At 41.1% G+C, this 24,183-nt stretch carries 17 protein-coding genes; 5 read left to right on the top strand and 12 right to left on the bottom strand.

From position 1 onward, the window contains the following. Positions 1-282 precede the first annotated feature (282 nt). A protein-coding gene (locus O7C57_RS05800; protein WP_269723143.1) for an IS1 family transposase occupies positions 283-980 on the bottom strand; the annotation gives its coding sequence in 2 pieces (ribosomal slippage) (positions 283-731 and positions 731-980; 699 coding nt in all). Between the two features lie 106 nt (positions 981-1,086). On the opposite strand from O7C57_RS05800, the gene O7C57_RS05795 reads away from it, so the two are divergent. After that, positions 1,087-1,257 carry a YbaM family protein gene (locus O7C57_RS05795; RefSeq protein ID WP_154623392.1) on the top strand — a complete coding sequence of 57 codons (171 nt, stop codon included), beginning with the start codon at positions 1,087-1,089 and terminating at the stop codon, positions 1,255-1,257. 6 nt (positions 1,258-1,263) lie between these two features. Here the strand turns inward: O7C57_RS05795 and mscK are convergent, their stop codons facing one another. The 3 genes from mscK to acrR all read right to left on the bottom strand — a co-directional run bounded on the left by mscK (position 1,264) and on the right by acrR (position 5,745). Continuing rightward, complete coding sequence (gene mscK, locus O7C57_RS05790; RefSeq protein WP_269723760.1) at positions 1,264-4,641, bottom strand: mechanosensitive channel MscK; 3,378 nt, start codon at positions 4,639-4,641, stop codon at positions 1,264-1,266. 86 nt (positions 4,642-4,727) lie between these two features. After that, positions 4,728-5,081: a DsrE/DsrF/TusD sulfur relay family protein gene (locus tag O7C57_RS05785; RefSeq protein ID WP_154623394.1), complete on the bottom strand. Its 354-nt coding sequence runs from the start codon at positions 5,079-5,081 to the stop codon at positions 4,728-4,730. Between the two features lie 13 nt (positions 5,082-5,094). Next, complete coding sequence (gene acrR / locus O7C57_RS05780; protein WP_154623395.1) at positions 5,095-5,745, bottom strand: multidrug efflux transporter transcriptional repressor AcrR; 651 nt, start codon at positions 5,743-5,745, stop codon at positions 5,095-5,097. A 132-nt stretch (positions 5,746-5,877) separates the two neighbouring features. Here acrR and O7C57_RS05775 point away from each other — a divergent pair, with 132 nt between their 5' ends. The 3 genes from O7C57_RS05775 to O7C57_RS05765 all read left to right on the top strand — a co-directional run bounded on the left by O7C57_RS05775 (position 5,878) and on the right by O7C57_RS05765 (position 11,441). After that, positions 5,878-7,065, top strand: coding sequence for an efflux RND transporter periplasmic adaptor subunit (locus tag O7C57_RS05775; protein ID WP_269723759.1), 1,188 nt, complete (start codon positions 5,878-5,880; stop codon positions 7,063-7,065). Positions 7,066-7,080: 15 nt separating this feature from the next. Further along, positions 7,081-10,242, top strand: a complete 3,162-nt coding sequence (locus tag O7C57_RS05770) for an efflux RND transporter permease subunit (protein ID WP_154623397.1) — start codon at positions 7,081-7,083, stop codon at positions 10,240-10,242. A 263-nt stretch (positions 10,243-10,505) separates the two neighbouring features. Continuing rightward, entirely contained in the window at positions 10,506-11,441 is a 936-nt protein-coding gene (locus O7C57_RS05765) for a filamentous hemagglutinin N-terminal domain-containing protein (RefSeq protein ID WP_154623398.1), read from the top strand. Positions 11,442-11,556: 115 nt separating this feature from the next. Here O7C57_RS05765 and O7C57_RS05760 read toward each other — a convergent pair whose 3' ends face one another. From O7C57_RS05760 to dgt, 8 genes are all read right to left on the bottom strand, one after another. Beyond that, positions 11,557-12,942 (bottom strand): SLC13 family permease, encoded by a 1,386-nt coding sequence (locus O7C57_RS05760; protein ID WP_154623399.1) that lies wholly within the window; start codon positions 12,940-12,942, stop codon positions 11,557-11,559. A gap of 279 nt (positions 12,943-13,221) precedes the next feature. Beyond that, complete coding sequence (gene eno, locus O7C57_RS05755; RefSeq protein ID WP_154623400.1) at positions 13,222-14,523, bottom strand: phosphopyruvate hydratase; 1,302 nt, start codon at positions 14,521-14,523, stop codon at positions 13,222-13,224. 62 nt (positions 14,524-14,585) lie between these two features. Beyond that, positions 14,586-16,223, bottom strand: a complete 1,638-nt coding sequence (pyrG, locus tag O7C57_RS05750; RefSeq protein ID WP_154623401.1) for a glutamine hydrolyzing CTP synthase — start codon at positions 16,221-16,223, stop codon at positions 14,586-14,588. 601 nt (positions 16,224-16,824) lie between these two features. Then, on the bottom strand, positions 16,825-16,986 hold the full coding sequence (locus tag O7C57_RS05745; protein WP_154623402.1) for a secretion ATPase: 162 nt from the start codon (positions 16,984-16,986) through the stop codon (positions 16,825-16,827). A 104-nt stretch (positions 16,987-17,090) separates the two neighbouring features. Beyond that, positions 17,091-17,885: a nucleoside triphosphate pyrophosphohydrolase gene (mazG, locus tag O7C57_RS05740; protein ID WP_154623403.1), complete on the bottom strand. Its 795-nt coding sequence runs from the start codon at positions 17,883-17,885 to the stop codon at positions 17,091-17,093. A 77-nt stretch (positions 17,886-17,962) separates the two neighbouring features. Further along, positions 17,963-20,200: a GTP diphosphokinase gene (relA, locus tag O7C57_RS05735; protein WP_154623404.1), complete on the bottom strand. Its 2,238-nt coding sequence runs from the start codon at positions 20,198-20,200 to the stop codon at positions 17,963-17,965. A 16-nt stretch (positions 20,201-20,216) separates the two neighbouring features. Beyond that, positions 20,217-21,548, bottom strand: coding sequence for a 23S rRNA (uracil(1939)-C(5))-methyltransferase RlmD (gene rlmD, locus O7C57_RS05730; protein ID WP_269723758.1), 1,332 nt, complete (start codon positions 21,546-21,548; stop codon positions 20,217-20,219). Between the two features lie 256 nt (positions 21,549-21,804). Next, entirely contained in the window at positions 21,805-23,328 is a 1,524-nt protein-coding gene (gene dgt / locus O7C57_RS05725; RefSeq protein WP_163860832.1) for a dGTPase, read from the bottom strand. Between the two features lie 121 nt (positions 23,329-23,449). On the opposite strand from dgt, the gene mtnN reads away from it, so the two are divergent. Beyond that, positions 23,450-24,142: a 5'-methylthioadenosine/S-adenosylhomocysteine nucleosidase gene (gene mtnN, locus O7C57_RS05720; protein WP_154623406.1), complete on the top strand. Its 693-nt coding sequence runs from the start codon at positions 23,450-23,452 to the stop codon at positions 24,140-24,142. Positions 24,143-24,183 lie beyond the last annotated feature (41 nt).

Here is a 24,183-nt window from a genome sequence, read left to right as displayed (position 1 = left end):
ATATCATTGATATAAATGATATTACTCAGCTACTCTATTTTCACAAATCGATTAATGACGGGTTATTTTATTATTTACTACACATATTAGAATTATAAAAACTATTGTAGATTTTAACTCTCCCCTTCACGATAAAATGTCAAAGGCACGTTAATTTCTCGTCGCTATTCTTATTATTTTTTTATCATTGCGTAATATCAACTTGCTCCTATTTCGATTAAAAACTAATATCTATCAATGTCGCAACTAAAAAAATGGGTCGTGTATTCAATATAGAGATCATCATAATAGGTAGTATTCGCGTTCAATGAATGTACCGATGATTTTGTCATGCATTTCAGGTGACTTCGAGTAACCTAACGTCTTACGGTTAAGGCGCTTCAAGCGGTTTCTCAGGTTCAAATTCTCTCTTTCTATTCGTTGCGTATAAAACTTACTTACCACATGTTTCTGCTTGGGCAATATCTCATAAGCACTGAACTTATCCGTGCACCAAAAAGCCACATTAAACCTAGACAGTAAAGCCAGTAACTGGTGAAGAGTCCTTTTGTTTCGACGACCAAACGTATGAGCAATTATCCGTTTTAGGCGGGGCTCCCACGCATACCAAAGCCAGCGTTGTTGCTTCTTATTACCCACAAAAGACCACTGTTCATCGACTTCGCAAAGGAGTTCAATGTGCAGATTATCAAGGGGTAAAGAGGTTACCTGCTTCGGCGAGAGTTTTTTAAAGTGCGAACAACCGCATTAATGCTGATATGAAGGGCTCTAGCGGTATCACGAATACCGGCATTATTCATCGTTAGGTCGATAATTTTATCTTTGGTACCGGGCTGGCAGGCACGATATTCATAGTCGAGTTGGAAGCTTCGGCAGCAGTCTTGACAACGATAACGTTGATGACCTGTACTCCCTAGGCCATGTTTTTTCACTGAGGGAGTTTGTTGACAAAATGGGCACCTTACATCGACTTTAGCCATGAATATTCTCCGATAAATTACCCTATATTACAGATTAATCACCAGATTGAATACATGACCAAAAAATGCGTACGATAACTCGCTAAGTCGATACTAAGGAGCCAGAATGGATTCTCTAAAAAATGCCCCCAAAGAAACTCAGCTTGCCGTTGATCTTATCTATTTACTTGAAACTTCAGACGTTGAAACTGACGTGGTACTTAAAGCGCTTGAAATTGTAAAAAATGACTATCTCACTAAACAGGCTGCCGAAGCAACCTGCTCATCGAGCAATTAAGTCATATTAATTACCATCATCTTTTTTTACGTTAGGGTCACGTTTTATTTCTTGAATTTCGTCACCTCGCTCGTTATGAAGGTGAACCTCTAACTGGTTAAATGCAATATTAATGTCATTTTCACGACACAACTTATCTATTGCACGATGCACCTCATCACTCGTCGTTCCTCTATCGCCGATTTGGCGAACATAAAAACGCAATTCATGGTCAAGGGTGCTCGCACCAAACCCAGTGAAATACACCGCAGGTGCAGGGTCTGTCATCACCTTACTATTTGAGGTCGCAGCACTTAACAGCACTTGCTTCACTTTATCAAGATCAGAACCGTAAGCCACACCTAATGCTACCGTAATCCTCGTCACTGTATCCGAAAGTGACCAGTTAATGAGACGTTCAGTCACAAACGCTTTATTCGGGATGATCACTTCTTTGCGATCAAAATCAATGATAGTGGTTGCACGAATACGAATTTTACTTACCGTTCCCGAATAACTGCCAATCGTTACGGTATCACCGATACGAATCGGCCTTTCGAATAATAAGATAATCCCCGAAACAAAGTTTGCAAAAATTTCTTGTAAGCCAAAACCCAAACCAACCGTTAATGCCGCGGCTAACCACTGAAGCTTACTCCATGTAATACCGAGCATCCCCAATGACGTTATCGCACCAATACCGACAATAATGTAAGTTAAAATCGTGGTGATGGCATAAGTCGAACCTTGTCGTAATTTTAAGCGTGATAGAACTAAAACCTCTAATAAGCCCGGTAAGTTGCGTGTCATAATCAATGCTACAACGATAATCACCATCGCCAAGATTAAATTGGCTAGCGTGACTGATTGTAAAGTATTGCTACCTTCAGCGGTTGTTGCGGTGTAATGCCATAAATCAACACTGTCTAAAAATGAAAATATCGTAATAAAATCAGACCAGATTGCATAAAAAGCTAAAGCAAAAATGATAAATAATACCATCGTGGTTAAACGCAATGACTGTTGACTGATTAATTCAATCGTCATTGGCGGTTCTTTGATGGGTTCGTTTTCACTCTCTTCTTGATGCTGGGCCTTACGACGTTCGATAGCACGTTGATAAGCCAGTTTACGAGCCACTAAAGTCAGGCTGCGCAAACACGCATTATAGGTAATATACCAAAGCAGTAATAAATACAGGCTATCTAACCAACGATTAGCCAGACGTAATGTGGTGTAGTAATACCCCGCCATCATTAAACCAATTAAGATTAGAGGAGAAAACGTGAGCAATGTTACCACGACAGAACGAGTTAAATGGCTGCCTTTTTCTTGCCAGATATGTTTGCAAAATGGCAATGTAAATATAAATAACATCAGTAGTGACAGTAAAACAATTAACTGCCCAATCACATCTTCAGAAACTTTTAGAGGATTAATCACGCCATAAGTTGAAAAATAAATTAATGGTAACAATGGCAGTGATAAACGCGCAACTCGGCGACGAGTCTGTGCGGCAAGTTTTGGCTCAATACTAAAATGCTTTTCTGCTATCCCTCTTGGCTTTAATACCCTTAACGTTAATTCAAAAAGCACCCAAAAAATGGCTAATTGCTGGCAAAGCGCCCACACAAATTCACCTTGAGCATTGCCTGTTTTTAAAAACCAATAGCCAATAGCCAGTAATACCAAAGCCGTCGGTAATGTTTGCAACAGCGTAAGTAATAGCGCAAATGGCGTATTTAATAAACTATCTTGTCTTAAACTGGAAAGGCTTTGAGTGATTTGCTGTAAACGTTCAGCGATTTTTCGGTATAACCAAATAAACACTAATGCCAATACCAATAATGGGATTACCACGAATAATGAATTGGTGATCCCCTTTTTAATATTGCCCTTTGATAAGCTAAAATCAAAACTATTGATTTGTTGTGTTGCTGCCTCTGGAAACGTTTTAACCCAAGTAAGGTCGATCGGCTTATTACTGTTTACCCAAAAGATTTGTTGTGCGAGAGTGTGTTCTAGCGAACTAATCACACTCAATAATTGATTTTGATCGAGTTGTAAATTAATCGCTTGAGAAATTTGATTACCTAATTGTAGATTAAGCTCATCTAATAGCTCACGCCTTACATCCAATAATTTAGTTAACGCTTGTTTATCTTCATCTGACAACAAATAACGACTGTCTTGTTCCCCACCTGACTTTTCCGCTAATTGTTTCTCCAGATTCAAGATGTAATTATTCATTTGATATAACGCATCACGCTGCTGATTAACATCAAACTGTTCAAGGCGTAGATCCGCAATGGTATTAGGCAAATTTTTAGTTAAAATATCATCTGGTAAATCAATTTGTTGTTGAAACAGAATACGTGATAACAATAAGCTACCCCGTAATACATTAATTTGTTCTTTCAAATTACGTTCAGACTGCGTTGCTCGTTCAAGCCAAGTTTTCACACGGATACTATTTTGTACCATGAGATTATTACTCTGAGTCACTTCGATCAAACGTTCGCTAAGCGCATTATTAATCGCTAATTCTTTTTGAATGATAGGATTTTGCTTTAACTGTAGTTCATTATCCGTGGAGGTTTGTGCCTCACGCGCTGTAGCTTCAGAATCATTAAGCCGTTTACTGCTTATATAGGATTGTAGTAATTGAATACGGTTTTCAAGCTGTTCAATATAATAAATCGTGTAGTCACGTTGTTTTTGTAATACATCTTGCAACTGGGTGTTGCCCTGTAACACACGTTTTTGATAATCATTTTGTTGCTGTAAATAGTTCTGTTCTATTTGCAGTAATTCAATTTGTGTATCTCGTAGTTTTGTCGATTCATTAAAAACACTATTAAGCTCATTACGTATTTCTTGTAATCGCCGAGCATTCTCCAGCATCACCGCTTGCGCTCTTTCTGGCTGAGTTTGCAAAGTAATTAAATAGCTATTGTAATTGGCAAGGTCATTCTGCTCAGCTTGTAATTGTTCTAATGCATGACTGAGCATAGCTTCTAACTGTTTTTGTGACGCATTCTTGATGCTATTGGTAAAATTCCGTGTTTCTTCTTCACTGTTATTTTTAAGTTGTTGTAATGCATTCACCGCATGTTTAGCATCATCACTCGCCCTATCGAGACTTTTTTGCAGTTCATCCGACTTACTATCCAGTTTACTTAGCTCATCATAAAAAATAAGCGACTTTTCAATATCAGCAATAGACAGCTTATCTTCAGCACTTTGGTTACTTTTTTTACTCAATACATTCAGTTTATTTTGAATGTCATTTTTGCTTGGAAGAGAATTACTTATTGCAGCATTAGCATAGCAAGAAAAGAAGAAAGCAAAGAGTACAAAGATAACCCTGAATTGCCAGTCTCTTAGATTTTTCAGTGTCCGCATGGATGAACCCATAATAGGTTTTTTGATTCTGTTTAGATAAAATAAAGCGCGCTGCTAGTAAAGACTAACAGCACATTGAGTCCTAATTAAAACGTTAGAACTTTTTCTGCTTCTAATGTCCAAGCAGCGAGCTCAACTAATGTACCAATCTCGACACCATCTGCTAGGGCTAATTCACTAACACCACGTGCATCGGTACAGGTTTTGCATAATTTCACTGGCACCTGCTGTGCAGTCAAAATTTCTAACATTTGCTGAATATTATAACCTTCTTTTGGCTTTTGCGCTTTAATTCCCGCCGTAACGGCATCCGACATTAAAAATAACTTCAGTTCGGTTTGCGGATGTTGTTCTTTTAGTGTGATTGCTAACCGTAATGAGTTAAATAACGTTTCGTTACCGTAAGGAGCACCATTAGCAATTATTAAAATTGATGACATAACCTCTCTCCAATTATTCTGGCTGTTCTGTCTTTAGCCGTAAAGATGGACTGTATTTCAATGCGTCTAACATGGTTTCTACCAGCATTTCAGTACGTTTTTGTATATTAAAACTATCAGGCTGTAATAACCAGTTCTCCAATAGCCCCGCCATCATCGCTCGTACCATAATAGCACCACATTCTAAATCAAGGTTCGCAGGTAATTGTCCTAGTTCAACACAACTACGCAAATGTTCAATGATACGATAATGGCTCGCCATATAGTTTTCTCTTTTTAAATCCACAATAACAGCCATTTCACCTACCAATTCACACTTATGGAAAAGAATATCCATTAAAGCGCGATTTTTAGGGCTTTCTATAAAATCTGTCAAAATATAAACTAAAATTTCTTTTAGAATTGCTAGTGGATCATTACTATACTTCTGACGATAATAGTTTTCGGCCTGTAATATCTGGCTATCACTAAATTCACAAGCTTGGTGGAATAAATCGACCTTATTTTTGAAGTGCCAGTATATCGCACCGCGGGTTACACCAGCGGCCTTTGCAATATCGGCTAACGATGTCGCCGAAACACCTCGTTCAGAGAAGGTTTTGATGGCAGCATCTAAAATTTCCTGACGGGTTTCTTCGGCCTGTTGTTTAGTTTTTCGTGCCATTGTAACTCGTTTATATACAAAGCTGATTTACATACATTCGTGTATGTTTGTACTATAGCATAGTGATAAATCTTATTGTTTACCATTTTCTTGTATTGTTTTTTACTCATGTTGATTAATTGAGGTTAACTTATGCGAAAAAACAGAGGGGTGTTACCTCTGGCTCTGTTGGTTCTTTCAGGTGGCTTAGCTTTATCAGGTTGTAACGATGAACAGAAAGGTGGCGGTGAACGCCCGGCGCCTGAAGTAGGAATTGTTACGCTTAAAGCCGAACCTCTGACTATCAAGACTGAATTACCAGGTCGTACGTCTGCATATCGTATTGCAGAAGTTCGCCCACAGGTAAGTGGCATTATACTCAAACGTAACTACAAAGAAGGTAGCGATGTTGAGGCCGGAACGTCTTTATATCAGATAGATCCAGCGCCTTTCCAAGCCACTTTTGATAGTGCTAAAGCGGAACTTGCTAAAGCGCAAGCTAACGCAAACTTAGCGGGTTTGACTGTAAAACGCTACAAACCACTTCTAGGCACTAATTATATTAGTAAGCAAGAATACGATCAGGCCTCCTCAACTTATGCTCAAGCTTTAGCAGCCGTTAAGGCAGCAGAAGCAGCCGTTGAGACTGCGCGTATTAACCTAAACTATACCAAAGTTACTGCGCCTATCAGCGGTCGTACTGGCAAATCTAATGTCACAGAAGGTGCATTAGTTGCTTCAGGACAAGCGACTGAGTTGATGCGAGTTCAACAGCTAGACCCTATCTATGTTGACGTTACGCAATCCAGTGAGGATTTCTTACGCCTACGTAATGAGATAGAAAAAGGTGCTCTCCAAAAAGAGCCGGGCAAAGCCCCTGTTAGCTTAGTCATTAATAATGGCCAAGAGTATGCCCAAAAAGGAGCTCTGGAATTTTCTGATGTCACCGTGGATGAGACAACAGGTTCAATCACGATGAGAGCAGTATTCCCGAACCCAAATAAAGAGCTTATGCCAGGAATGTTTGTGCGCGCTATCTTAGAAGATGGTGTTATGGAAAAAGCGATTCTGGTTCCTCAGCAAGGTTTAGCTCGTACGCCACAAGGTGACGCTCAAGTCATGGTTGTTGGTGCCGAGAATAAAGTTGAAGTCAGAAAAGTTAAAGCAGCACAAGCTGTAGGCAACAAATGGCTGGTGACTGATGGCTTGAAGGATGGCGATCGCGTGATTGTGATTGGCCTACAAAAAATCAAACCCGGTATTGTTGTCGTTCCTAAGGAAGCTAATTTAGAAGCGCAAACCATAGACAATCAGGCTCAACCTGAACAAAAGTCTAAGTAAGGGAGCGGTTGATTAATGCCTAAGTTTTTTATAGATAGACCAATTTTTGCATGGGTAATCGCGATTATTACTATGCTTGCTGGTCTGTTGGCAATTATCAAGTTACCTGTGGCACAGTACCCGACTATTGCACCGCCGTCCGTTTCTATTTCGGCAAACTATCCGGGCGCAGATGCATCGACGGTACAGAACACAGTGACTCAGGTTATCGAACAGAACATGAATGGTATCGATAACTTGGTGTATATGTCATCAACCAGTGATTCATCCGGTTCTGCAAGTATCATGCTGACGTTCGAAGCAGGTACTGATGGTGATATTGCTCAGGTTCAGGTTCAAAACAAACTGCAACTTGCAATGCCATTACTACCACAAGAAGTACAGCAGCAAGGTATCAGCGTTGATAAATCTACCAGTTCATTCTTGATGGTAGCTGGTTTCGTTTCTGCCGATGGCTCTATGGGGCAATATGATATTGCCGACTATGTAGGTTCAAACATTAAGGATCCACTTAGCCGAGTCAATGGTGTTGGGGAAACCCAGTTGTTTGGTACGCAATACGCGATGCGTATCTGGTTAAAACCAGAACAGCTCGTGAAGTACAACATGACAACAAATGATGTTATCAATGCCATTAAAGTGCAAAACAACCAAGTTGCGGCAGGTCAGTTAGGGGGAACACCTCCAGTTGATGGCCAACGCTTGAACGTTTCAATCATCGCGCAAACACGTTTAAACAGTCCTGAAGAGTTTGCCAATATCCTGTTACGTGTTAATCAGGATGGTTCTCAGGTGCGTTTAAAAGATCTTGCAACGGTTGAGTTAGGTGCTGAAAACTACAGTACTATTGCCCGTTTTAATGGTAAACCTGCGGCGGGGATCGGTATTAAACTCGCAACAGGCGCTAACGCACTAGATACTGCTAACAACGTTCGTGCTGCACTGGCGAATATGGAACCGTTCTTCCCTGAAGGACTAGAAATTGTTTATCCATATGATACAACGCCTTTCGTTAAAATTTCGATTAACGAAGTAGTTAAAACGCTAGTCGAAGCGATCATGTTGGTTATCGTGGTTATGTATCTGTTCTTGCAGAATATTCGAGCCACATTAATCCCAACAATTGCTGTACCCGTGGTTTTACTTGGAACGTTTGCTGTTTTGGCAGCTTTCGGTTATTCGATAAACACCTTGACCATGTTTGCGATGGTGCTTGCCATCGGTCTTCTTGTGGATGACGCCATCGTTGTTGTCGAAAACGTTGAGCGTGTTATGCAAGAAGAAGGTCTACCGCCAAAAGAAGCGACTAAAAAGTCCATGGGACAAATTCAAGGCGCGTTGGTCGGTATTGCGATGGTGCTATCAGCGGTATTTATCCCAATGGCTTTCTTTGGAGGGTCAACAGGGGCAATTTACCGTCAGTTCTCAGTAACCATCGTTTCGGCAATGATCCTGTCCGTATTCGTTGCAATGATCCTGACCCCTGCACTTTGTGCCACTATGTTGAAGCCAATTGAGAAAGGCAGTCATGGTAGCCAAAAAGGGTTCTTTGGTTGGTTCAACCGTACATTTGAAAAGCAAGCGCATCACTATACCGATAGTGTTAGCCGCATGCTCAATGGTACGGGCCGTTACCTGATCATCTATCTCATTTTAGTGGCAGGTATGGCATTAATGTTTGTTCGTCTCCCATCTTCATTCTTACCAGAAGAAGACCAGGGGGTATTCTTAGCGATGGTTCAATTACCACCGGGATCAACGCAAGAACAAACACAAGCCGTGTTGGATGAAGTTAATACTTACTTCCACACCAAAGAAGAGCGTAACGTTGAATCTGTATTTACCGTTGGTGGCTTCAGCTTCGCAGGTCAAGGCCAAAACATGGGTCTAGCGTTCGTCGTTCTGAAAAATTGGAGTGAACGTAAAGGCGATGAAAACCATGTTGAAGCCATTGTTCAGCGTGCGAACATAGCGTTATCTCAGAAACAAGAAGCCATGATCTATGCCTTTAACCTACCTGCTATTGTTGAGTTAGGTACTGCAAACGGTTTTGACTTCGAGCTCGTTGACCAAGGTAACTTAGGGCATGATGCCTTAATGGCTGCACGTAACCAATTACTTGGCTTAGCAGCTCAGCACCCTGAGATTTTGCAAGGTGTTCGTCCGAACGGTCAAGATGATACGTCACAGTATCGAATCTACATTGACCAGCAAAAAGCACAGGCTCAAGGTGTTGCTATCGCGGATATCAACGCAACGCTAAGTTCCGTATTTGGTGGTACTTATGTAAACGACTTTATCGACCGCGGTCGTGTTAAGAAAGTTTATGTACAAGGTGATGCAGAAAGCCGTATGTTGCCATCTGACATTAGCGCGCTGTATGTTCGTAACGCCCAAGGAAACATGGTACCTTTCTCGGCCTTCTTGGATGAATCCCAAGATCCTTGGAAATATGGTTCGCCACGTTTAGAGCGTTATAACGGTGTACCTTCGATGAATATTCAAGGGCAAGCAGCACCTGGTCAAAGTACCGGTGACGCAATGCTGATGATGGAGAAACTCACCACTGAAAACCTACCAAAAGGTATTGGCTATGAGTGGACGGGGATGTCATATCAGGAACGTTTATCAGGTAACCAAGCACCTGCTTTGTACGCAATCTCACTGATTGTCGTCTTCCTGTGTCTCGCGGCATTGTATGAGAGTTGGTCTGTACCATTCTCAGTCATGTTAGTCGTACCATTGGGTATTATTGGTGCATTACTGTTTACTTCTGTTCGTGGACTGTCTAACGATGTTTACTTCAAGGTCGGTCTGTTAACAACCATTGGGTTATCGGCGAAAAACGCAATCTTGATTGTTGAATTCGCCAAAGACTTGATGGAAAAAGAAGGTAAAGGGTTAGTCGAAGCGACACTTAACGCGGTTAAGATGCGTTTACGTCCAATCCTGATGACATCATTAGCCTTTATGCTCGGTGTTATCCCTCTGGTATTTAGTAATGGTGCAGGTTCTGCGGCACAGAACTCGGTAGGTACTGGTGTACTGGGTGGTATGTTCGCTGCAACCTCATTAGCTATCTTCTTTGTTCCAGTCTTCTTCGTGGTGATCCGTCGCCGCTTTTCGAATAAGTCTGAAGACATCGAACATAGTCATTCACCAGCAAAAACTGAATAACCATTTCAGTTAGAATAAATCGTAAAGGGCCACTGTATCTGTGGCCCTTTTTATTATGTATAAACCAAATGAGTTACGTCTGTAGCGTCAAAAAATGATATAGAAAAACATAGAAAAGCTGAGTTTAATATGATGCTTATTTAAGTGAAGTGATATTTTATTTTTTAACAGATCATTCTATTTTTTAGCCAAACTGAAAGAGTTAAACGGAGCTATACTACCAAACAGTAAAAGGGATCTTTCACTGCAAGGAGCTTCACTCAATGAAATTATTAACCGTCCAAATATCATCATTTGTATTATTGTTTGTCCATACTCACTTATCGGCTTCTACTCTTGATATCAACCAAGCTAAAACGATCAATATTGCCGCCCCGCTTAAAAACCATATTTCATTCAATAGTTTCGAAACACTCTCTTCTAATGAACATGGTTTAGTTTTTAATAATGATATTCAAGATAATCGCACTCTTGATGGTAAGGCCGCTAAAATGATCCTTGCGGAAGTGACAGGAAGTGAAGCGACCAATATCCAAGGCGTTATTGCGATTAAAGGTAAAACGGCCAACCTTGTGATTGCTAATCCTAATGGCATCACTTGGCATAATGGCTCCGCAAGTAATATTTCTAGTCTTTCATTGATAGCAGGTAACTTCGAAAGGCAATTTATTAAAGATAAAACAGACCAAGATAAACTTATCCCTAAACCCCTTGAGGATTATAAGCAATTAAAATTCTCTGTATCTCCAGGTAGCCAAGTCATCATCAGCCAGCAGCAGGCTGTGCCTATACAGTTATCTAAAATTAATGTGTTTGCTGATCGTATCAAACTACAAAATGCAGTCAATATTACCTCAGCAGTTCAAAACTATCTCAGTAGTTCAGGCAATGCTTACTTGTCTATTAGTGAAGGTTTACTCCATTCAGGTGCTAAATACCGTTCAACAACTTTGCATAGTGAGGGAAGTCACTTTGAATTAAGTGAAAATGCCAAACTTATGGGGCGTTCAATTTTGCTCGAAAGTCATCGGTATCAATGTAAAGACAGTTTTGTGTGTCCACAAAATAAAATTGATATTAATGGGTTAATTGAAGCGATGAATTTTTCATTACAAGGTGAGAATCAGTTGGCTATCACGGGGCAATTACGTTTAGGTAGTAACCAACAAACCTTAGTCGGACAAAGTGCCAATTTTTAAAAGAATCACTAAAGTCACTATTAAAAGAATAAAATACACGCCTTATTAAACACTAGCGGCCTCATTTGAGGCCGCTAGGGGATAAAAATTTAATCTTGAACTCACTATTGGGTCATTATAACCAGAAGAACCAAGCAAACAGTGAGATCACAATGATACAAGCTACGTTCAATACCGCGCCAACACGGACCATTTCTATCTGTCTAATATAACCAGAACCAAAGACAATAGCGTTCGGAGGTGTTGCAACAGGTAACATAAAGGCACAAGATGCACCAATACCAATGATCATCGTTAATACCATTGGAGGCATGCCTAATGCTTCAGCGACTGTGGCAAAAATCGGAACTAATAGCGCCGCACTCGCCGTATTACTGGTAAATTCTGTTAAAATAATGATGAATGTAGTCACCGCTAAAATAATAACAAACCAGTGGCTTTGACCAAATGTCATTTGCATCCAGTCAGCCATTATCTTACTTGCTCCAGATGAACTTAAAATCGCGCTCAGTGTTAAACCACCACCGAACAGCATCAGTACACCCCACTCAGTATTTTTCTGAATTTGAGCCCAGCTAGCAACACCAGTAATCCCAATTAGAATTGCTGCACTTACAGCAATAATGGTGTCCAAGTCTTTAACACCACCTAACGCATCACTAATAAACGTACTCGTAATCCAGCAAACAACCGCAATTAAGAAAATGATCATGGCAGTGATACGTTTACCATTCCACTTCACATGCTCAAGTTCTAATTCAAAGCGGTGCTTCAGATTTGGTCGTAACATCATAAACATCAGCACAAACATCATAGGCAGTAATACAACCATGATCGGAATGCCGTATTTCATCCATGATAAAAAGTCTAAACCAAGTGCAGATGCAGCGATTGCGTTTGGAGGACTACCAACAATAGTCCCTAACCCACCAATACTGGCACTATAAGCAACGCCGAGTAACACAAACACGAATGTATTACGTTCATGGCGAACATCTAAATTAGAGAGAATACCTAATACAAGTGGTAACATCATCGCCGCAGTCGCAGTGTTACTAATCCACATCGAAAGTAATGCAGTAACACCGAACAATAACACCACCGCAACAGATAAGCGCCCACGGGCTATCATCAACAAACGGTTAGCAATCAGTCTATCTAGACCTTGAATATGCAAAGCCGTTGCCAAAGCAAAGCCACCGAAGAATAGAAAAATGATTGGGTTAGCGAAGGATTTCAACGCATCCCCAGTGTTCATTAACCCTAGCCCTACCGCTAGAATTGGAATACATAATGCAGTGATAGTCACGTGTATAGCTTCAGTTAACCAAAGCACACCAATAAATACCATCATTGCTAGGCCTGCATTTGCTTTATCATCAAAAGGCAAATACTTTAAAAGTAAAATTAGCAATACGATATCAATAGCTAAAATCACCCAGCCCCTAACATTGGACGGGGTTGGCCCCACAGAAGGTTTTAGGGATTCAGAAGCATCCATGTTAACTCCATTGGCTCATCAGTGCGGTAACACATCAAGCTCTTGTTAATATTTATTTACAGTGGAGGAAATATAGAGTTAATTGAATGGAATGAAAATGTGGATAATCAAAAATTGAGATCTGAAACGCGCAATTTAGCTATTTTTTCATTTGATACATAAAAAATTATCGCTTTTATCGACAGATAAGCGGAATCCCTACAACGATTCAATATATTGAATAAAAAAACGGGAAGCCTGAGCCTCCCGTTTTCTTTAATGACTGAGCCTAATATCTAATTACGCTTGGCCTTTAACTTCTTTTAAACCATTGAATGGCGCACGCTCACCCAGAGCTTCTTCAATACGGATCAGTTGGTTGTATTTAGCAACACGGTCAGAACGGCTCATAGAACCTGTTTTAATTTGACCCGCTGCGGTACCAACTGCTAGGTCAGCAATGGTTGCATCTTCAGTTTCACCTGAGCGGTGAGAGATAACAGCAGTGTAACCCGCATCTTTCGCCATTTTAATTGCAGCCAGAGTTTCAGTCAAAGAACCGATCTGGTTGAATTTAATCAAGATAGAGTTAGCAATGCCTTTCTCAATACCTTCTTTCAGGATCTTGGTATTTGTAACGAACAAATCGTCACCAACCAATTGGATTTTGTCACCAAGTACTTTAGTTTGGTATGCAAAACCATCCCAGTCGGATTCGTTCAACCCATCTTCGATAGAAACGATTGGGTATTCTTTGGTCAGACCTTCTAGGTAATGAGTGAATTCTTGTGAAGTAAAGGTTTTACCTTCACCTTTCAATTCGTAGTTACCTGTTTCTTTGTTGTAGAACTCAGAAGCCGCACAGTCCATAGCCAGAGTAACATCTTTACCTAAAACATAACCAGCTTGTTCAACTGCTTCTTTAATCGCAGCCAAAGCAGCAGCGTTAGATTCTAAGTTTGGTGCATAGCCACCTTCATCACCCACAGCTGTATTCATACCTTTAGACTTCAGTACTTTAGCTAAGTGATGGAAAATTTCAGAACCCATACGAACAGCTTCTTTCAGCGTAGGAGCGCCAACAGGCTGGATCATGAATTCTTGAATATCAACGTTATTATCAGCGTGCTCACCACCATTGATGATGTTCATCATTGGCAGAGGCATTGAATATTGACCGTGAGTACCGTTCAGGTCAGAAATATGCTCGTAAAGAGGCATACCTTTTGCCGCAGCGGCTGCTTTTGCGTTAGCTAAAGACACAGCCAGAATCGCGTTTGCACCAAATTTAGATTTGTTATCAGTGCCATCCAGATCAATCATGATCTTATCGATAGCTGCTTGGTCTTTCGCATTTTGACCGATCAGCGCTTCTGCAATTGGACCATTCACTGCCGCAACTGCTTTCAAAACACCTTTACCCAGAAAACGTGATTTATCACCATCACGCAGCTCCAGTGCTTCACGAGAACCTGTAGATGCACCTGATGGCGCAGCAGCTAAACCAACAAAGCCACCTTCTAAATGAACTTCAGCTTCTACAGTTGGGTTACCACGAGAATCAATGATTTCACGACCGATCACTTTAACGATTTTGGACATTAGGTTTTCCTCAGTACAAGTTAAATTGTGGGAGATAGGCCATTGACCTATCCCGCCATATCTTATTTCAACTCACCTTTCTGGTAGCTACCAGCGGCTTTAACAAAACCTTCAAACAATGGGTGACCATCTCTTGGTGTTGAAGTGAATTCAGGGTGGAACTGGCATGCTACAAACCATGGGTGGTTTGGATTTTCAATAATTTCAACCAGTTTATTATCCACTGAACGACCTGCAACTTTTAAACCAGCATCTTCAATGCGTTTTAGCAGCATATTATTCACTTCATAACGATGACGATGACGTTCAATAATTGTATCTTCGCCATACATGTCACGAACTAAGCTGTCTTTCACTAAGTGGCATGGTTGACCACCTACACGCATCGTGCCACCAAGATCGCTCTCTTCAGAACGCACCTCTAGATTACCATTTTCGTCACGCCATTCAGTAATTAACGCAACAACCGGATATTTACACTCCGCATCAAACTCAGTTGAGTTCGCCCCTTCCATGTTGGCAACATTACGTGCAAACTCAATTAAAGCAACCTGCATTCCCAAACAAATACCTAAATAAGGCACTTTGTTTTCACGTGCATAGCGCGCTGTCATGATTTTACCTTCAATGCCACGTTCACCAAATCCACCAGGAACGAGAATTGCATCTAAGCCTTTTAACAGTTCAACGCCACGTGTTTCTACATCTTGAGAATCAATCAGTTTAATATTGACGGTGAGGCGATTTTTTAAACCACCGTGTTTCAACGCTTCAATCACGGATTTATAAGCGTCGGGTAATTCTACATATTTACCAACCATACCGATGGTAACTTCACCAGTAGGATTAGCTTCTTCATAAATGACTTGTTCCCATTCAGAAAGATTCGCTTCGCGGCAATCCAAGTTGAAACGTCGGCAGATGTACTCATCCAAGCCTTGTGATTTCAACATACCAGGGATTTTATAGATAGAATCAACATCTTTCAGTGAAATAACGGCTTTTTCAGGAACATTACAGAACAAAGCAATTTTCGCACGCTCATTCGCAGGAATAACGCGGTCTGAACGACAAATCAATACGTCAGGCTGAATACCGATAGAGAGCAGCTCTTTTACTGAGTGCTGAGTCGGTTTCGTTTTAACTTCGCCTGCTGCTGCCAGATAGGGCACTAGCGTCAAATGTAGATATAAAGTGCGCTCACGACCAACTTCAGCCGCCATTTGGCGAATCGCTTCTAAGAATGGTAGAGATTCGATATCACCAACCGTTCCGCCGACTTCAACGAGAACAACATCATGACCTTCACCACCACGGATAATGCGGTCTTTGATTTCATTAGTGATATGAGGGATGACTTGGATAGTTGCGCCTAGATAGTCGCCACGACGCTCTTTGCGTAGTACTTCTGAATAAACACGGCCAGTCGTAAAGTTATTACGGCGTGTCATTTTGGTACGGATAAAACGCTCATAATGACCTAAATCCAAGTCAGTTTCAGCGCCGTCTTCTGTTACGAAAACTTCCCCGTGTTGGGTTGGGCTCATTGTACCAGGATCAACGTTGATGTACGGATCCAGTTTCATAATGGTGACATTGAGTCCACGGGCTTCGAGTATAGCCGCCAAAGAGGCTGCGGCAATGCCTTTACCCAGAGAGGATACGACCCCGCCGGTCACAAAAATATAATTAGTTTTCATGCTGAACCTGAAAGTTTAGGTTTAAAAGATGATGGATATAACAGGACGGGAAAACAGTATACCCGAACCTTAATTTCGCTACAAATGTTCTAAGCATAATAAGGTTAACTTTCCTCTATATTCCATTAATATCAGCTAGTTAAAATAAAAAATATTTTCTAGCCCCAAACAAGGTTGATTAACATGCAAACAGCAACAGTGCGAGACTCAAGCTGTTTAACCTATTAAGTGACTTTGCTTAGCCTAGTCTTCAAGATACGGCCGCTTAAAAACAGTTTTCCTTAAAGTAAAATAGCAATGTGAGTTCACTCATCATATACCTATTTTAGGTTAGCAAATTTGCGTTATCATGCCACTCTTAACACTTCATCTCTCTTCAATTCCATGTCTCCCCATAGAAACATCTTCTAAGGCTAGCATATTTTTCGCAAAAGCTAAATCCTTTCAGCAAAACTAGCGAGAACTAAGATGGTTTTATTAAATTAGGTGAAATTTTTTGTATGATGCGGATAAAAGAGCGGCAATCTGACATGTATTAAGCACACATTATAGGTTAACAGCGGTGTGCTTTACCGCAGTGGTGATTTTCCCAACAAGATAATCAATCATACGGTGACACCCAGCGATTTAATTGCAGATTAAAAACCTTATCTGCCGATTTTATCCTTTCTGGGCGATGAGCGACAAAAACACGAGTAATTTGCAGTGAGGCAATCGCCTCCGTTATTTTACGTTCATTTTCTACGACAGCTAAGTCAGTCAAACTCGTTATACTTTTACGAAAACCCTGATAATCACTTATCGCTTTGCATCACAAAGAAGATATGCCCACTGAATATTTTGTTGGTATGAAATTACAAACAACAGTTATTCCGCGAGCTTAATTTGCTGCCAATGCTGTTCCATCTCCTCAAGCGTTGCGGTTTCTGTGGTTTTACCTTCTAGTGCAAGGCGTGACTCAATTTGGCGAAAACGCTTTTCAAATTTCTGGCAGGCCTTGTTTAGCGCCATTTCGGGCTTATGGCCTAGGTGGCGAGATAAATTCACAGTAGCAAACAGTAAATCGCCAATTTCTTCTTCTAGGCGCTGTTCATCAACAACCACTTGAGTAGCCTCTTCCATCACTTCATCCAACTCTTCACGCACTTTATCGACCACAGGACCGAGTGTATCCCAATCAAAACCGACCGACGCGCAACGTTTTTGTATTTTATACGCTTTCATTAATGCAGGTAATGCGCTTGGAATATCATCAAGTACCGAAAATTGCGCCTTTTGTGCGCGTTCAGCAGACTTACGTTTTTCCCATCCAGCCAGTGCAGCATCACTATCAGGGTGGTTTTCGGCGTCAAAAATATGTGGATGGCGCCGTTCTAGCTTATCACTAACTGCTTGGCAAATATCATCAAAATCAAATCGTGATTGCTCTTTAGCCATCTGTGCATAAAACACCACTTGAAAGAGCAGATCACCTAATTCCCCTTTTAAGTCGTTAAAATCTTCGCGTTCAATGGCATCAATCACCTCATATGTCTCTTCTAGCGTATACGGTGCGATGGTTTTAAACGTTTGCTGAGTGTCCCATGGACAACCTGTTTGCGGATCACGCAGTTTTGCCATGATATCCAGTAAACGTTCAATTTGTGGTGTGCTTGAACTCATATTTTTTGACCTTTAAATATAAAAAATCCCATGAATCAAAGGATAACATGGGATCTTGGGTTATTCACTAAAACCTATTATTGTGAATGGCGTTTGGCTTCAATCACATCTGGTAGTTGATTGAGTTTCGCTAACACTCTCGCTAAGACTTGCAGATTGTATATCTCAATCGTCATATCAATCGTGGCTAACTGCTGCTTAACATCACTACGGCTGCTCACGCCGAGTACATTCACTTTTTCATTCGCTAAAATGGTAGTGATATCACGCAATAATCCACTTCTATCGTTAGCGACAACACGTACGACTAGCGAATAGCCACTGGAGTAGTTTTCTCCCCAGACCGCGTCAACTAAACGTTCTGGTGCATGACTCTGTAACTCAGCAAGCTGTTCACAATCAACACTATGGATTGAGATCCCTCTTCCCTTAGTGATAAAGCCGACAATATCATCACCGGGAATTGGCTGGCAGCAACGCGCAATATGGTGCATAAGGTTACCAACCCCTTCGACCACAACTCGTCCACTACTGTTAGTTTGAGATGTTGGACGTGGTGCTGCCGTTTTACTTTCCAGTGTTTTTAGTGCTTCACGATCAGCTTCTTCGGCTGTGGTCTTCTTAAATTTACTTTGTAAGAAGTTGACTAACTGGTTGATACGAATATCACCGCCACCAATACCGGCAAGGACTTCATCAAGGGAATGAACGTTATAGCGCGTAATCAGCAATTTTTCGGCTTCTTTGATACTGATATCAAGATGCGCCAATTCGTTATCAAGAATTTGACGTCCCGCTAGGATATTTTTGTCACGATCTTGCTTACGGAACCAATTATGAATTTTGGCGCGACCACGACTCGTTGTGACATAACCTAAGTTAGGATTCAGCCAATCACGACTTGGGTTTGGATGTTTTTGGGTAATAATTTCAATTTGATCGCCCATCTGTAATTGATAGCTAAACGGCACAATACGGCCACCAATTTTAGCGCCAATACAGCGGTGTCCAACATCACTATGAATATGGTAGGCAAAATCAAGCGGTGTTGAGCCGGCAGGCAAATCAACCACATCACCTTTAGGCGTAAACACATAGACACGGTCATCAAAGACTTGGCTACGCACTTCATCAAGCATTTCACCTGAATCAGCCATTTCTTCTTGCCATGCGATCAGTTTACGTAACCACGCAATACGGTTTTCATAACTGCTACCTTTGCCTATACCAGTCGCACCCTCTTTATATTTCCAGTGTGCGGCTACCCCCAACTCTGCATCTTCATGCATTTGTCGAGTCCGGATTTGTATTTCCAGCGTTTTTCCATTCGGCCCTAACACCACTGTATGAATGGATTGGTAACCATTTGGTTTGGGGTTGGCAACATAATCATCAAATTCATCAGGTAGATGACGGAAATGGGTATGAACAATTCCTAATGCCGCATAGCAATCCTGAAGACGTTCCACCACAATACGTACAGCTCTGACATCGAACAATTCATCAAATGCCAGCGATTTTTTCTTCATTTTGCGCCAAATGCTGTAAATATGCTTAGGACGCCCATAAATTTCTGCTTGAATATTTTCTTTCAGCATTTTTTTACGCAAAACACTCACAAAATTATCAATGTAGTCTTCGCGGTCGATACGGCGTTCATGCAATAGATTCGCAATTTTTTTGTATTCTTCTGGGTGCAGATAACGAAAACAGAAGTCTTCTAATTCCCATTTTAACTGACCAATTCCTAAGCGATTGGCTAATGGCGCATAAATATTTGAACACTCTTTTGCTGCCAGTACGCGCTCATCTTCGGTTGCATCTTTAACTTCTCGTAAATGTGCAATCCTTTCTGCAAGTTTGATGACAACGCAGCGAAAATCTTCCACCATCGATAAAAGCATACGACGAACGTTATCGACTTGAACAGAGCTCGTTTCCGCTGATTGAGTTGCTTTTAATTGACGGATCGCATCCATTTCCAAGACGCCTTTAACAAGCTCATAAATCGATTTACCGAAATCATCGATGACAGCTTGTTCATCTAGCTGATTCTCTTCAACTAATGGGAATAGTAATGCCGCTTGTAGACTGCCAATATCCATGCTCAGCGTTGACAGAATTTCCGTCATTTCAATCCCACGCCATAGCAATAAAGCGGCTATTTCTTGCCCTGCTAATTTATCATGACAATACTGCCAGGTATGGATGAGCTTTTGTTCTGATTGTGGATTATTTAGCCCCAGTCCGCTTACCCATTTTTCAGGGGCAAACTCACCTGCTGGGGTAAGATGTGCACTTCTTACAGCAACCATATATTCTCCCTACCTGTTAACCCTCTGGGCTATTGATAAATAGCGCCATTGATTCCAGATGGCTGGTATGTGGAAACATATCCAACATCCGCAATTGTATTAACTGATATCCAGCCTCAAGCAAAACTTTGCTATCCCGCGCCAAAGTGGTGGGGTTACAAGAAACATAGACAATTTTTTCGGGCATCAGTTTAACTAAATGTTCCATTACACCAGCGGCCCCTGCTCGAGCAGGGTCTAAAAGCACTTTATTAAACCCTTCAGTTGCCCATGGTTGTGTATGGATTTGCGCCTCTAAGTTTTCATTATAGAAGGTCGCATTAGCAATTAAATTGCGCTCAGCATTATTCTGAGCTTGTTTGACTAAATTTTCGACACCTTCAACCCCAATGACTGATTTTACCTGCCTCGCTATTGGTAAGGTAAAATTTCCCATACCGCAAAATAAGTCTAAAACACGATCATGAGGGCTCAGCTCAAGCCATTCAAGAGCTTGGGTAACCATTTTTTGGTTAATTTCACCATTAACTTGTATAAAGTTTAATGGACTAAACTGCAAGGTTTCTCCAGCCACTTGATATTCAGGTAAAACGGCGGTTTCACTCAGTGGCTGTAAGTGATGATCCTCCCCTGCTAACCAAACAGAGACCCCATACACGCTTTCAAAATGCTTAAGCTGTTGTTTATCTGAAGATGCTAAGGGGGCAAGATGGCGAAGTAACACGATCAGGCTATTATCCGCACGGATCAGTTCAACATGGCCAAGTTTTGGAGCTACTTTTAACTGATTTAAACAGTCAGATAACGGTTGGAGCAGCTTATCAAGATCATGATGTAACACTGGACACTGTTTGATGTCCACCAGTGTATTCGATTGAGTTTGACGGAATCCCATCAAAAGATGCTGACTTTTGTTATGGTATTGCAGCCCTAGACGCGCCCGACGACGATAACCATAAGGCTCACCAAAAATAATCGGCTTCGCTTCTTTTATCACGCCTGTTTCACGCGCGATCAAGTGTTGCAATGCTTGTGCTTTGCTTTCTCTTTGTAATGAAATATCAACATGTTGCTGCTGGCAGCCACCACATTGATTGAAATAACGGCATTGCGGCTTAACGCGTTGTGGACTGGTATTGAATCGTTTAATGACTTTGCCCTTTGCAAAGCGACTTTTTTCCTCAACCAGTTCGACCTGAGCCTGTTCCCCAGGTAGCACCCCCGCAACAAAAATAGCTTTGCCATCAGAGCGCGCAACGCCTTGGCCTGAAGCATCTAAACTATCAATTGTAACCGTTATTTGACGGCGTTGGGTGGTACGGCGGTTTGGCGAGTAAAATTGGGCCATAATTCGTCACTACGAGGCGTTAAGTTTTAGAAGATAATTTTGTTTGCTTTCTCTGTTTCAAAAAAGCGCTATTTACTCGCATGTTAGATGTGAAGTAAAAAGCGCGCCTATAATAGCAGTTTTTTTGCCAAGATGAGTTATCACTTTTTCACTTAACGTATATTTTTTTATTATTTTGTTCTTTTTTATCAACTTATTTCTAAATAAATCGCTGCATTTTCCGTCGAAAATCCGCTTATGGCGCATAAATAAACATTCAATTAGACACCGTACTTTTACGGTACTCTTCATAGGCATAATGATCAGTCATTCCACTGATATAATCCTGAATTAACCGCGCTCGGTAGTAAAATTCAAGGATCGATCTTTCTACTTCATTGGTTGCGCAGATGCCTTCAATCGCTTCGCTGTATGACAATCGATGTTTATTAGAGAGCTTATGAAATAAACGCGTCTCGATAAAAAATTGTTTATGGTAGTTATTTTCAACTAATGAGGCGAAATCGTTTCTATCTAGCATCAATAATGGACGGTAAAAATCTAGCAGCCCGCCGATAATACGATAACCTTGCAGCTCAAGCTCTTCCACCTCGTGATGGCTGAAAACATGCTTGAATGCCACCGTTTTCAAAACCTTTAGTAGCCGATGTTCTGGGCTTTTATCTTCGAGTAACGCACTATTAAAACGTCCTGCATAGATTTCAGGGAGGTTTTGAATAAAACGCTGAGCACTGTAACGAGCCAGTTTGCTAGTAATATTGACGCGCAAATACATAAAGAATTGGTCTTGCTGAATACGTCTCGTATGATTATCACTGATATTATTAAAGGCACTCATGATTGTTTCATCAAATAAGTCACCTTTTTTGACCGTTCCCCACTCTGCTTGTAAATAATCAATTAATTGCTCAACGGTAAAAATACCTTTTTCCGCCGCATCATCTAAATCAGCAATACAGTAAGAGATATCATCAGCGGCTTCCATGATATAAGAAAGAGGAAAACGGCAATATTTCTCCATATCAAGCTTTTGGCTTAGTTCATTAATAAAATGTAACTCAGACCAGTAATAACCGGGCTTTTTCATTAAATAATCAAACTGTTCAGGAATAGGCTCGAGATCATAAGCACCACGGGTATACTTCAGAATTGCCCCAACCTGAGCATAAGTCAGGTTCAATTTCAGCAAGCGATGAACCATGCGTATTCCTTGTGCATTCCCTTCGAAAGAGCACAAATCCTGTTTTAATTGCCGACGGAATAGGTCGAGTCGCTCATCCCCTGTCAAACGCATTGCCGCAATCCTGCAAGGATCTGGAGATTCAGGAGTGAATTGATATTGAGGAGCAAGAAGCTGGCTAAACCAACTTTGGATTGCCGCTTCACCAAAGTGCCCAAAAGGCGGATTACCAATATCATGCATCAAACATGACATTTCCACGAGGCTTTCAAAAGCATCACAACGTTCCTCTAAACCATATTTCTCTAACAAATTTTTCTTTTTTAGTTCATGTAAAACGGTTTTGCTGATATAACGCCCAACTTGCTGTACTTCTAATGAATGAGTCAAACGGCTACGTACAGCGGCATTTTGTTCTAATGGAAAAACTTGCGTTTTTTGCTGTAAACGACGAATTGCTGCTGAATTGATGATACGCCCTCTATCGCTCTCAAATTGACGATTGACCGCATCTTCATTGTGAGCTGAGATTTTAGGGCTTTTCGAACTATTATAGTTCCGTTGATAATTCAGTTTAGTCAGAAAATTAATTGCGCTCACGCCAACTCCTCATCCTTTCTGTACAGACTAAAATAAAAGGCAGAGAAAATAGGCCGTTCAATGCTACACTTTAGCCATCTCAACCTTAAGTGTCTAATTAATCAACAGCGAGTATGACATAATGAAAGTCGGTATCATAGGTGCAATGGAGCAGGAAGTTGCCATCCTGCGTGAACAAATTGAAAACTGCCAAACAATTAGCCGCGCTAGCTGCGAAATTTATACAGGAAAAATTAATGGCGTTGATGTTGCACTACTAAAATCAGGTATAGGTAAAGTTGCAGCAGCAATCGGTACAACTTTACTCCTCGAACATTGCCAACCGGATATTGTGATTAACACGGGGTCTGCTGGCGGTTTAGATGCCAAACTTAATGTCGGTGATATCGTGGTTTCAACCGAAGTTCGCTATCACGATGCAGATGTCACTGCTTTTGGCTATGAATATGGTCAAATGGCACAATGCCCACCCGCCTTTATTGCAGATGCAAACTTGATTAGCCTTGCCGAAAAATGTATTCAGCAGCTAAATATGAACGCGGTACGCGGCCTTGTGTGCAGTGGTGATGCCTTTATTAATGGCTCAGAGCCTTTAGCGCGCATTAAACAGCATTTCCCACATGTTGCCGCAGTTGAGATGGAAGCAACCGCTATCGGCCAAGTTTGCCACCAATTTGGGGTGCCGTTTGTCGTTGTACGAGCCATTTCAGATGTAGCAGATAAAGAATCGCACACCAGCTTTGAGGAGTTTTTACCTGTTGCAGCACGTCAATCATCATTGATGATAGCGGCTATTTTAGCTGAATTAGCTTAATCTTTTTCAATATAAAAAAGCATAAATGATTAATATTTATG

The sequence above is a fragment of the Providencia sp. 21OH12SH02B-Prov genome (assembly GCF_027362595.1).
GTDB classification, from domain to species: Bacteria; Pseudomonadota; Gammaproteobacteria; order Enterobacterales; family Enterobacteriaceae; genus Providencia; species Providencia zhejiangensis.
The sequence above is the reverse complement of the archived record's forward strand: the minus strand, read 5'-3'. Positions and strand labels throughout refer to the sequence as shown.